Genomic DNA, 12,136 nt, shown 5'->3' on the forward strand with positions numbered 1-12,136 from the left:
CGCCAAGGCCCCCGACCTCCTGGCCGGCGGCGGCAAGAGCAGGGAGGGCGAGGAGAAGGCCTCCCCCTCCCCCTCCCCACTCCCCCTTTACCGCTCGCCGTCCTCCGCGGCCCCGCCCGGCAGCCAGTCGGACTGCCCCAGGAAGCGCGACACGTCATCAAGAAGGCGGTGGACCGGGATCCGCCCGGCGCTGTCACGGCCACCGCGGCCGCCACCCGGTGCAGCCACCCGGTGCAGCCACCCGGTGCAGCCATCCGTGCCGTATCGCACCGGCCCGGTCCAGGCGCCCGGCACGTCATCCTGCTCGTCGACGCGGCCGACCCGCTCACCCGTGCCCCCGGCCCCGGCCGGACGCACCGTCAACCCGCCGCCGAGCGCCTCGTCCGGCGGCCTGCCCCTGGGAACCGTGGCGCGGCTGGCAGGTCCGGTCCGCGCGCCTGGCCGGAACCAGCGCCTCCGGGTCGGCCCGGCTCTTTTGCGGAAATCATGAAACCGGAGGTGAGTGATTCCCCGCCACGATGCCGGGGAAATCACCCGCGGCCGGAGACCAGAACACGGTGTCCGCACCGTGCGGGAAACCCCGCGGAAATCGCACCGGCAAACCCGCAGCCGATGACCGTGGCGCCGAGAACGCCAGGAAACCCGAAGACAGAACGGACGGCACGAGAGACCTTACCGGTTTCCAATTCTGACGCACTCGCGAGTCGCGCGAAGATTCTTTCCGTTCCCGCAAAGCGTATTCGCGGAAAATAATTCGGGTACCGGCGGGAGCGGCGCCATCGACCGCATTGCACGGTGAGACATCCGCAATGACCTTCAGGCCTTTCCGCCGTGTTTCCGGATCCTGCTCCACGAATGGCACTGTTCCAAGGGAGCGGTAATGACCGGGCACGTCGGCCGGCAGGCCGGAGAAGCGGCGGCCGGCCGGGCGTTGGCCGTCGGGCCGGAAGGCTGCGGGCCCAAGGACGGCGTGCCGCACCGGGGGGTGGCGCAGGACCGCGTCGGAGGCGGCGGCAGGGGCACGGCCGGCCGGCTGCGCCCCTGCCGCCGCACCGCTGCCTGGGCGCGGCCTGGGCACGGCCTGTGTCGCGGCCTGCGGGCCGCATCTGCCGCGCCGGCTCGCTCCCGGCCGCCTCGCGGGCAGGGGTGTGGCCGGGGGCCTTCGTCTCGCACCGCACGAGCACCCACCCGGCGCGGTCCGCAGTCAGCGGTCCGCGGTCCGCGGTCCGGGAAGGCTGCGGTCCGGGAAGGCGGTGGTCCGGGAAGGCGGTGGTCCGGGAAGGCTGCGGTCTTCCCCGCCTGTTGTCGTCTTGTCCGCCCGCGCCGCGGGCCGGCGCTCCCGTCCGCTGCCGGAGCGCCCGCGTGCGCACGCGGGCGCTCCGGCCCCGTGCGCACGCGGGCGCCGTGCTGTGCGGCTCACCGGCCGGCATGCTCAGTCACAGCGCTGAAGCGCTTCGGGAGCGAAGGTTTCCGCACAGCTTCTGAGTACGACTCGAGCCCCCGCTCCGGCCGGTCTCAGGCGGCATAGAGATCGAAGGTGGAGGTGCGCCGCAGTCCGGCGGCGACATCCAGCTGCGGGTCGACGGCCAGCATGGCCTGGTGCAACCGCTGGACCTGCGGCGAGGGCTCGACGCCCAGTTCCTCGATCAGACGGATGCGCAGCTTGCGGAAGATGGACAGGGCCGACGCCTGGCGTCCCGACCGGTACATCGCCACCATGGCCTGCGAGTGCAGTCCTTCGTGCTGCGGGTAGCGCGCCGTCAGCTCGGCCAGTTCGGCGATGAGTTCGGAGTGCCGGCCGAGCCGCAGATCGGCGTCGATGCGCCGCTCGACGGTGCCCAGGCGGCTCTCCTCCAGGCGCATGACCTCGATCCCGAGGATCGGCCCGACCCGTACGTCGACCAGCGCGGGACCGCGCCACAGGTCCAGCGCCCGCCGGAAACGGTCGGCCGATCTCTCGTCGTCGCCGGCCTCGAAAGCCGCCCGTCCTTCCGTGACCATGCTTTCGTACTCGTGCACATCGACACTCTCGGGTGGTATCTGCAGCAGATAGCCGCCGTGCCGGGTGGCGAGCACCTCCTTGGCCGCGCCGGGGGCGTCGGGCCCCATCGCGGTGCCCAGACGCCGGCGCAGCTGGAGGATGTAGGTCTGCAAAGTGGTGAGTGCGCTCTGCGGCGGCTCCGTCCCCCAGATTTCCTCCATGAGCATGGGGACCGGCATCACCCGTCCGGGATAGAGGGCGAGCAGAGAAAGAATCTGCCGCGGCTTACCGGCCGTCGGGACAATCGACCCCCCGTTGACCTCGGCACTCAACGGACCCAGAACCTGAATCTTCACCGCGTTCCTCCGTACCTCGTCGAGTTCCTCTCGTGGCTGAATCTCATCGCCGTGAGCACACTAGCGGGAATCACGCCACGCCCGGCTTTCCTCGACCGGAGTTCGAGGGTGTTTCAACTCGATACCGGGGCCCTTAAACCGATCCGCTCGAGAAGGGACGAACGGCTGCTGGAGCGGCTCGAGAATGGATGAACAGCGGCTGGAGCGAAGTGCGTCCGGCGTAACGCGGAAGATTCTTTCCGGTCACCGCCGAAGCGAATTCCGTTTGTGGAGGAAACCGGAATTCGCCGTACCGGCCCGAGGGGCGGGCCGGCCTCGCCCGGGCGGTGCTCTTGGCCGCGGCGGATCCACCCGCCCGCCGGCGGCGGTGCCGGCCGGCGGCAGGACAACCCGCAGGACGGCACGCAGGACGGCATGCAGGAGGGCATGCAGGAGGGTTACGCGCGGTGCGTGCGGGCACGGTGGCCGGGCTGCTGCGCACGCCGTCGCGGAGGGGACCGTGCCGCGGGCGGCGGGGCGGCCGCCGGCTTCGGTCAGGGGGCGCGGCGGGCGGAGCAAGATCGCTGCGGGCGGGCCGCGGGAGAGCCGCGAAGCCGCTGCCCCGCCGTCGGGGTGCGCCCTGCGGGGCGGCGGGACGGCCGGAGGGCGGGGCACGCACGCCGAGACGCTCTGCGCGGCCGTCGTCCACGTCCCGGCGGAGCGGGTGCGCCCGGCGCCGGGGCTGCTTCGCTCGGGGGTGCCGCAGCCGGCAGGCCGGCGCCGGTTACTGATCCGGCCGGGGGGCCGCCGTGGCCGGGGCCACCCGCACGATGCCGTACCGCACCGGTGGCACCGGCCCCGTACCGCACCGCACCGCACCGGTGGCACCGGCCCCGCCGGGGACCCTCGTCGCCCCCTGGCACCGCCGATGCACGGGCCGGGAGAAGAACAGGGGTGAGCACACGGGCTGGAGCCCCCTGGGCGCGCGACAGGCCGCCGGGCCACCGGGGCCGCGGCTACCAGGGCCGCAGGGCTACCAGGGCGGCAGGGCTACCGGGAATGCGCATCGTGCCGGACGCGGACGGAGTGCCCCTCCTCGCCGGGATCCCGGCCGGCGCCGTCACGGCGGCGAGGGGCGAAGGCCCCTGAGCGGGGGGCACCTCACGAGCCGCGGCCCCGGGCGGGCGGTGCGTCACGTCCCGGCGTCTTGACGCGGACAGGACCTGCGGCCGGGGCAGCTCCGGCGGGTGAGACGGCCGAGCGGGCTCCGGCGCCCGAGCGGGCCGGGGGGAGCGGGGGGAGCGGGCGGGCCGGGGGAAGCGGGCGGGGGCGTGACTCCTCGTCCTCGTGGACGAGGGGGTTTCTCGCTATGCCGGTCGGGCTTCGCGACGGGCCGGCCCGGCCCGTGGAACGTTGAGCGCCCCCACGGTGTCGGCGTGCCTGTGGTGGTCGCAGTTCCGACAACCGCTCAGGGGCGGTGGCGCCGGGTCATCGGGCGGACGGTGTCCTGTCCTGGCTGCGGGCCGGCGGCGCGGGTGAGCGGGAGGGCGCCGGCGGCGAGCAGGAGCGACCGCGGTGATTCATCCGCGCCCAGGTCCTCACGCGTGTGTGCCTGACCGGGCGCGGGTGCCTTTCATGGCGCCGGTCCGCAGGCGGCCGGTCGTGCGCACGCCGGCCGGTGCGACGCCGCGGGCCTGCCCCTCGCACGGCCGCGTGCGCCCGGGTCCCCGCCGCGGGCGCCGTCCCCGCGATCGCCCGGAGAGGAGGGGGAGTTCGGGCCGGGGCCCGCGTCCCGGCGATCGCCCGGCCGGTCCCGGAGCCGGCGCCGTGCGCCGCCCGCGGCGGGCGGTGGGTGCGCCTCGGCGTGCGGGAGACGGGTGCGCCTCGGCGTGCGGGAGACGGGTGCGCCTCGGCGTGCGGGAGACGGTTGCGGGGCGGCGTGCGGGAGACGGTTGCGGGGCGGCGCGGGGGGACCGGGGCGGGGCCGGTCTTTCGTGCCTGCCGCTTTCCAGGGCTCCGGCGGGCCGGGGGCCGGGGGGCCGTGCGGGAGCCCTGGGCGGCGCGGGAGCCCTGGGCGGTGCCGTGGCGGCTCAACTGGTGGGGACGAGGCGTTCCTTGGCGGTGCCGGCGGCCACCGGCGCGGGCTCGGGGCCGGCCGTGAGGATGGAGCGCTGCATGCGCTGCAGCCCCGCGGAGGGCTCCAGGCCGAGGTCGCGGACGAGGGTGGCGCGCAGCCGCTGGTAGACCTCCAGTGCCTCGCCCCGCCGTCCCGAGCGGTACAGGGCGAGCATGAACTGGCCGTGCAGGCTCTCGTGGGTGCGGTAGCGGTTGACCAGGACGGTCAGCTCGGCGAGCAGTTCGCGGTGGCGTCCCAGCCGCAGGTCGGCCTCGATGCGCTGGTCGAGGGCGCACAGCCGGTTCTCCTCCAGGCGCTTGATCTCCATGTCCAGCTGCTCGCCGGTCTGGACGTCGGCGAAGGCGGTGCCGGTCCACAGGGTGAGTGCCTCGCGCAGCTGGCGTGCGGCGCCGGGGAAGTCGCCGGCGTCCATGGCGCGGTATCCCGTGCCCGACAGGCGCTCGAAGGTGCGGACGTCGCTCGTGCCGCCGCCGCTGGCCAGCAGGTAGCCGCTGGGCATGGTGACCAGTACGTCCTTGGCGGTGCGCGGCGCGCGGGTGGTGTCGGCGGCCTGCGGTCCGCCGTGCCCGTCCCGTTCCAGGGCCACGGCGATGAGTTCGCGCAGTTGCAGGACGTAGGTCTGCAAGGTGGTGCGGGCGCTGCGCGGCGGGGTGGTGCCCCAGAGTTCCTCGATGAGGTCGCAGACGGACACCACCCGGTCGGCGTGCAGCGCCAGCAGGGCCAGGACCTGGCGGGGCTTGGGGGCCGTCGGCGTGATGGAGACCCCGTTCTCCTGTACGGCCAATGCGCCGAGTATCTCGATGTCCACTCGATCTCCCCTGTTTTGTGCCCGAGTGCTCCGGTCGGTGGGTGGCCGTCGACGGGTGCGTGTGCGGCTGTCGACAGGTGCCAGTCCGGCGCCTTGCCAAGGCTAAGAACAGCACGCGCGGTCTGTCAATATCAAACCGCACATCCTGTATTTTCTTCTTGGGGTCGGTGCGCATACCACTCCAGAGCGGGATAAATGCCTTGCCTGGGGCGGAATTCGCGGGTCCGGGGCTCGTTCCGGGGCCGGGCCGGAGCCCCGCGGGGAGAGGGAAGGGGGGCCCGTGCCGCCACGCCGGGCCGCTTTAGCAGACCGCTCGGTCTGTTATAGGCCGGGGCCGGTCTGCGGGGACAGCTCCTGGGCGCCCCGCTCGCGCGGGGGGACGGCGGCCGGGCGCTGCGAGCCGGCGCACACCAGGGCGTCCAGGTCCCGGCGGTCGGCCAGCCGCGGCAGCAGCACCTCCCAGAAGCCGGTGATGGTCTGCCGCGACAGCCAGGAGGCGTCCCGGCCGCCGAGCACCCCGAAGCCCGCGGTGGCGGCGACGATGACGCGGGCGCCGTCCGCGCCGGACACCCCCTGCGCCAGGGCGCCGCCGTGCTCGGCCCGGCTCAGTACGGCCTCCACCCAGTGCTGCCACTGGGTGCGCGCGGAGGCCTGCCCGCGGCGTGCGGTGTCGCCGGCGAGTCCGAAGCCGCCGCGCACGACGGTGTCGCGGGCGAGGCTGCCCATCAGTTCGTGGGTGGCGTCCACCACCGACTGCAGGCTGGAGCCGCCCTGGCGGGCCTCGGCCGCCTCGGTGATGCGGCGCACGGCCTCGGCGGCCTCGGTCTCGACCGCTTCGGCGAGCATGTGCTTGTTGGCGAAGTGGAAGTGCAGCGCGCCGTTGCTGACCCCGGCGCGCCGGCTGATGGTGGACAGCGACGCGGTGACGAATCCCTCCTCGGCGAACACCGTGGCCGCGGCCTGGATCAGCGCATGCCGGGTGCGGGCCGCTCGCTCCTGTTTGACCATGTGCTCTCCTGAGAAACGGGAGGCCGAAGGGCCGGCACCGCACCGGCGATCGGCGGCTCCCACGAACGTCGTGCTATTGCGGGGGGTTGCCGTGCTTGCGTGAGGGCAGGTCGGCGTGTTTGCTGCGCAGCATGGCCAGGGAGCGGATGAGGACCTCGCGGGTGGCGGCGGGGTCGATGACGTCGTCGACCAGGCCGCGTTCGGCCGCGTAGTAGGGGTGCATGAGCTCGGAGCGGTACTCCTTGACCATCTTCTGCCGCATGGCCTCGGGGTCCTCGGCCTCGGCGATCTGGCGGCGGAAGATGACGCCTGCGGCGCCTTCGGCGCCCATCACGGCGATCTCGTTGGTCGGCCAGGCCAGCGTCAGGTCGGCGCCGATGGACTGGGAGTCCATGACGATGTAGGCGCCGCCGTAGGCCTTGCGCAGGATCAGCGAGATCCGCGGCACGGTGGCGTTGCAGTAGGCGTAGAGCAGCTTGGCGCCGTGCCGGATGATGCCGCCGTGCTCCTGGTCGACGCCCGGCAGGAAGCCGGGGACGTCCAGCAGGGTGATGATCGGGATGTTGAAGGCGTCGCACATCTGCACGAAGCGTGCGGCCTTCTCCGAGGCCCCGATGTCCAGGACCCCGGCAAGGGACTGGGGCTGGTTGGCGACGATGGCGACGGGCCGGCCGTCCAGGCGGGCCAGGGCGCAGATGATGTTGGTCGCCCAGCGCTCGTGGACCAGGAGGTACTCGCCGTCGTCGACGATCTCCCCGATGACCTGGCTCATGTCGTAGGGCCGGTTGCCGTCCGCGGGGACCAGGTCGAGCAGGCGCTCCGCGCGCCGGGCGGCCGGGTCGGCGCAGGGCGCCGCGGGCGGGGCCTCGCGGTTGTTCTGCGGGAGCAGGGACAGCAGGTAGCGCACCTCGGCGAGGCAGGTCTCCTCGTCGTCGTAGGCGAAGTGGCACACGCCGGAGGTCTCGGCGTGCACGTCGGCGCCGCCCAGGCCGTTCTGGGTGATCTCCTCGCCGGTGACGGCCCGGACGACGTCGGGGCCGGTGATGAACATCTGCGAGGTGTCGCGGACCATGAAGACGAAGTCGGTCAGGGCGGGGCTGTAGGCGGCGCCGCCCGCGCAGGGGCCCAGGATGACGGAGATCTGCGGGATGACGCCGGAGGCGCGGGTGTTGCGCCGGAAGATGCCGCCGTAGCCGGCGAGGGCGCAGACGCCTTCCTGGATACGGGCGCCGGCGCCGTCGTTGAGCGAGACCAGCGGGGCTCCGGTGGCGATGGCCATGTCCATGATCTTGTGGATCTTCGTGGCGTGGGCCTCGCCCAGCGCGCCGCCGAAGATGCGGAAGTCGTGCGCGTACACGAAGACGGTACGTCCCTCGACCGTGCCCCAGCCGGTGATCACACCGTCCGTGTACGGCTTCTTCACCTCCAGCCCGAAACCCGTGGCCCGGTGCCGGCGCAGCTGCTCGACCTCCTGGAAGGAGCCCGCGTCCAGGAGCAGCTCGATCCGCTCGCGGGCGGTCAGCTTGCCCTTGGCGTGCTGCGCCGCGGTCGCCCGCTCACCGGGCCCGGCCAGCGCCTGCTCACGGATGCTGTGCAGTTCCGCCACGCGTCCGCGTATATCGGTGGGCCCCGGTTCGATCGGTGCCAGGGCAGTCGTCATCGCCATGTCAGGTGCCTTCCTGAGGCAGGGCCGAGGAGGTCCCGCCCCGGGTCCGTCGGACATCTTAACAAACCGCCTGAGCGGTTTCTGTGGGTGGGGAGGGAATCCGCCAGGGACTCCCCCGCCCGTCAGCGCCAGCTGTCGGGTGCCGTGTAGGCACCCGGTCCGCGCGACCAGCGCAGCCGGGCGGCCGGCGCCGGGCCGGCCGTCTGGCGCGCACCTGCCTGCAGGGCGAGCAGCACCGCGACCACGGCGGCCAGTTCCGCCTCGTCGGGCCGGCCTCGCTCCACCCTGATCAGGGCTTCTTCCGTCCCCATCCGAGCGGTCCCCCTTTCTCGGGCCTGCAGACACCGTCACTCAGGCCACTCAAGAACGGCTTTGAGACCGCTTGAGATACGGGACAGGGGGCGCCCTGCGCGCGGCGGCCCGGGGCCGCCGCGCGCGCACCGCGGTGACCCCGCAGAACCCGGGGGTCACGGGCGGTCACCGCGGCCGCCGGGTGATCATCCCTACATTTGGGAATACTTCACTCCATTTTTCACGGGACTGGAGTGCCGCGTTCCTTCTAGAAATTAAACCGGGTGGTATGTATCTTCGCTGTCCTGAGGGATCTGCCACTCACATTCAAGCCAAGGCACTCAGGGGGACCCATGTCTGCGAGCACGTTCCGTATGAACGGCGCGGTATCCGGCGCGGTACGCGACCAGAGCGGCCCGGCGCCCCTGGCAGGAACCGGCGCCCTCCTGTTCCGGTCTCTGACCACCACCGTCCCGAAGGAACTCGTCCACCGCGCGAGCGTCGCCGAGGTCATGCTGACCGACTGGGCACGGGTGGACGACGAGCGCTTCACCGTCTGCGCCCAGTGGCCGCGCGGGCACAGCTTCTTCGCCGCCGTGGACGGCTGCCACGACCCGCTGATCGCGGCGGAAACGATCCGGCAGGCCGGATCGCTCCTGGCCCACGCGGAGTTCGGCGTCCCCCTCGACCACCACTTCCTCATGTGGGACCTCGCGATCGCCGTCGAGCCGGCGCACCTGCGCGTCGGCGACGCGCCCGCCTCGGTCGAACTGGAGATCTCCTGCCGCGACGTCAAACGCCGCCGCGGCGAACTGGCCGGCCTCCACTACGACGCGGTGATCCGCCGCGGCGGCCACATCGCGGCCACCGGAGGCGCCACCTTCACCTGCACCTCCGCCAAGGTCTACGAACGCCTGCGCGGCGAACGCGCCGCCAGCATGCACCGCCCGCTGCCGCTGACCGCCCCGGCCGCACCCCAGAACGTCGGCCGCGTCTCCCCCATGGACGTCGTACTGTCCCCCATCGGACAGCCCGGCCGCTGGCAGCTGCGGGCCGACACCGCCCACCCCATCCTCTTCGACCACCCCGTCGACCACGTGCCCGGAATGGTGCTCCTCGAAGCCGCCCGCCAGGCCACCGCCGCCGTCCTGGGCCACAGCACCCTCCCCCTCGACATCACCAGCGAATTCACCAAGTACGCGGAACTGGACGCCCCCTGCCTCATCGAGGCCCGCCGCCTGACCCGCACCCCCGCACACCGCGGACCCGCCGTCCTCGTCACCGCCCACCAGCACGGAACACCCGTCTTCCGCTCCACCGTCACCGCAGCACCACTCACCATATGAACCACCAGCCACAGGCGCGTACACGGAACGCGGCCGCAGGACACGGGACACGGGACCCGGCCGCAGGACACGGGACGCGGGACCCGGCCGCGGGACGCGGGGCCCTGGCCCCGGGACGCGGGCCCGGCCGCGCAAGCCGCAGGGCGTGGAGCGGGGGCGCGGGACACGGGACGCGGGACCCGGCCGCAGGACGCGGGGCCCTGGCCCCGGGACGCGGGGCCCGGCCGCGGGGCGCGGGGCGACAGCAGGGCACAGGCCGCGGGGCGCAGGACGCGGGGCCCCGGCCGCTGATGGGCCCTTCGGATTTCTCCACCCAGCGCTCCGGTGTGGGCCAGAGCCGCTCACCCGGTTCCCCAGGTCGATGCCGACGGCAGCCCGCCCTGCTGCCGGCCAGGCGCAGGGACGGCGCAGGGGCGGGGGCGGCGCAGGGGCGGGGGCGGGGGCGGCGCAGGGGCGGCTTGGTTGGATGCCCCATGACGGATTGGCCGCAGTTGAAGCACGCGTACGGCACCGCCGAGGACATTCCGAGGCTGCTCGAACGGCTTGGCACCGAGCCCGACGACGAGGCCTGGAGCGACCTGTGGTCACGGTTGTGCCATCAGGGGAGCGTCTACCCGGCGGCCTTCGCCGCCCCCGCTCCCTTGCCGATCCGGGAAACGGGACGGACAAGGACGGCGACACGCACTGCTCCTGGCCGGAGCGATCGCCGCTGCTGCCGATGACGAGACCCCCAACCAGCACGCCACCCTGACCGAGCGACTGCGGACTGTGGCCCACGCCCGGATCCGCCGCCCCGCGGAGCCCGCCTCCCACGTCTACCTGCCGCAGACCGTCATGGCGCTCGACGGTGTCCCCGTCTGGCCCTCGGCCCTGGAGGGCCCGGCCGACGGGACCATCGAGGTGGTTCCGCCCCGCATGCGAGACCGGGATGCCCGTCTCCATCTGCGAGGCCGGACACCTCTGCGCCGCCGGCGACCGGGAGCCCGGCGACCCCGACGGCTCACCGCTTCGCGCAGCCGAGCCGGACGACTTGCCGGCACCTGCGCGCGTGCTCCACGACCCGGCCGGCGAGGCCGGAGCGACACCGTCACGCCCGCCCTCACCTACCTGTCCGGCAAGGCAACATACGGCGAACGCGGCGCCGGGTTCTCGATCACCGGGCAAGTGACCGAGCACCGCAGGACGCGGTCTTCCAGGGCATGGGCCGACGCTCAACACGGCCCTGACACCGTGCCGGTCCCTGCCCCGCACAGCCCCGCCCGCCAGACACAGCGGCCGGGCGGCGGCCGGCGCCCCGGGACGGCCCGTACCGGGCCCGGACACGACGGGCCCCCACCCCAGCAGGACAGCCGGACAGACGGCGAAAACCCCCCACATCCCCGGGCCCAGGGCCCAGGGCGCAGGGCGCAGGGTGCGGGAGGCGGGGCGCGGGGGCGGGGGCGCGGGGGCGGGGGCGCAGCACCGGCCCCACCGGGCCGCGTCCGCCCGGGACCGCGGGGCGCAGGGTGCGGGAGGCGGGGGCGCAGCACCGGCCCTACCGGGACCGGGACCACGTCCGCCGGGGACCACGTCCGCCCGGGGCCGCGGAGCGCAGCCCCGGCCCTACGGGCCCGCGTCCGCCCCGGCCGCCCCGGCCCCCGGCGCCCGCGGCCCGGCCTGCGGTCCGGCCGCGGCGGTGAGCGCGCCGAAGGACGCGGCATGCGCTGCGGCCCACTGCCGGAAAGTGCGCGCCGGACGGCCCGTCAGCCTGCTGACAGTGTCCTGCACCCCGGCCTTGGCACCCGCCTTCAGCCGCAGCGCACTGTCCAGCAGCGCCTCGACCACCGCCGGCGGATAACGCCCGGCCAGGGCGGCACGCGCCTGCCCGGGGCCCAGCTCCTCGAAACGCAGCGCGACACCCAGCACAGCCCCGAGCTGCCGCGTCTGCTCGACGGCACTGAGCGCCTGCGGCCCCGTCAGGGTGTAGGCGCGCCCGGCATGCCCCTCCTCGGTCAGCACCCGCACCGCCGCCCGCGCCACGTCCGCGGGATCCACACAGGCATGCGCCGCCTCCCCGTACAGAGCACGCACCACACCCTCACCACGCACCGAACCCGCCCACGACAGGCAGTTCGACATGAACGCCCGCGGACGCAGCAAAGTCCACTCCATACCCGAAACCCGCAGCAGCTCCTCACTCTCACGCTGCCACCGCGTGATCAGATCACCGGCCCCGCCGTCCAGGACAGCCGCCGCGGACAGCTTCACCACCCGCCGCACACCCGCCGCACGCGCCGCGGCCACGAACACCGCATCATCACCCCCACCGACCCCCGCCGTGACCAGGAACGCCGTACGCACCCCCCGCAGAACCCGCGCCAGCGAACCCGGATCCCCGTAATCCCCGGCCACCCTCTCCACCCCCGCCGCCACCCCCACCACCCCCGCCGGATCCCTCGCCATCACCCGCACCCCCACCCCCGCCGGCAACAACCCCACCACTTCCCGCCCCACCGTCCCCGTAGCCCCCGTCACCAAAATCACCGCACACCCCCTCCCACCCGACCAGGCCCCCACCACCCCAC

7 protein-coding genes are annotated in these 12,136 nt (G+C 73.8%); 1 reads left to right on the forward strand and 6 read right to left on the reverse strand.

The window, feature by feature from the left end; genetic code table 11:
* Positions 1 to 1,515: 1,515 nt before the first annotated feature.
* The 5 genes from QQM72_RS40455 to QQM72_RS40475 all read right to left on the reverse strand — a co-directional run bounded on the left by QQM72_RS40455 (position 1,516) and on the right by QQM72_RS40475 (position 8,246).
* Complete coding sequence (locus QQM72_RS40455) at positions 1,516 to 2,337, reverse strand: AfsR/SARP family transcriptional regulator (protein WP_314225805.1); 822 nt, start codon at positions 2,335 to 2,337, stop codon at positions 1,516 to 1,518.
* Positions 2,338 to 4,406: 2,069 nt separating this feature from the next.
* Positions 4,407 to 5,261 (reverse strand): AfsR/SARP family transcriptional regulator, encoded by an 855-nt coding sequence (locus QQM72_RS40460; protein ID WP_314225806.1) that lies wholly within the window; start codon positions 5,259 to 5,261, stop codon positions 4,407 to 4,409.
* A 321-nt stretch (positions 5,262 to 5,582) separates the two neighbouring features.
* Positions 5,583 to 6,269, reverse strand: a complete 687-nt coding sequence (locus QQM72_RS40465) for a ScbR family autoregulator-binding transcription factor (RefSeq protein WP_314225807.1) — start codon at positions 6,267 to 6,269, stop codon at positions 5,583 to 5,585.
* Positions 6,270 to 6,342: 73 nt separating this feature from the next.
* On the reverse strand, positions 6,343 to 7,929 hold the full coding sequence (locus tag QQM72_RS40470) for an acyl-CoA carboxylase subunit beta (protein ID WP_314225810.1): 1,587 nt from the start codon (positions 7,927 to 7,929) through the stop codon (positions 6,343 to 6,345).
* Positions 7,930 to 8,057: 128 nt separating this feature from the next.
* Positions 8,058 to 8,246: an acyl-CoA carboxylase epsilon subunit gene (locus QQM72_RS40475; RefSeq protein ID WP_314225808.1), complete on the reverse strand. Its 189-nt coding sequence runs from the start codon at positions 8,244 to 8,246 to the stop codon at positions 8,058 to 8,060.
* 333 nt (positions 8,247 to 8,579) lie between these two features.
* Between QQM72_RS40475 and QQM72_RS40480 the strand changes: the two genes are divergently transcribed.
* Positions 8,580 to 9,572, forward strand: a complete 993-nt coding sequence (locus QQM72_RS40480) for a ScbA/BarX family gamma-butyrolactone biosynthesis protein (protein ID WP_314225809.1) — start codon at positions 8,580 to 8,582, stop codon at positions 9,570 to 9,572.
* Positions 9,573 to 11,174: 1,602 nt separating this feature from the next.
* Here QQM72_RS40480 and QQM72_RS40485 read toward each other — a convergent pair.
* Positions 11,175 to 12,095 carry an NAD(P)H-binding protein gene (locus QQM72_RS40485; RefSeq protein ID WP_314225811.1) on the reverse strand — a complete coding sequence of 307 codons (921 nt, stop codon included), beginning with the start codon at positions 12,093 to 12,095 and terminating at the stop codon, positions 11,175 to 11,177.
* Positions 12,096 to 12,136: the final 41 nt, after the last annotated feature.

This window comes from Streptomyces zaehneri (assembly GCF_032248645.1).
Classification (GTDB): Bacteria; Actinomycetota; Actinomycetes; order Streptomycetales; family Streptomycetaceae; genus Streptomyces; species Streptomyces coriariae.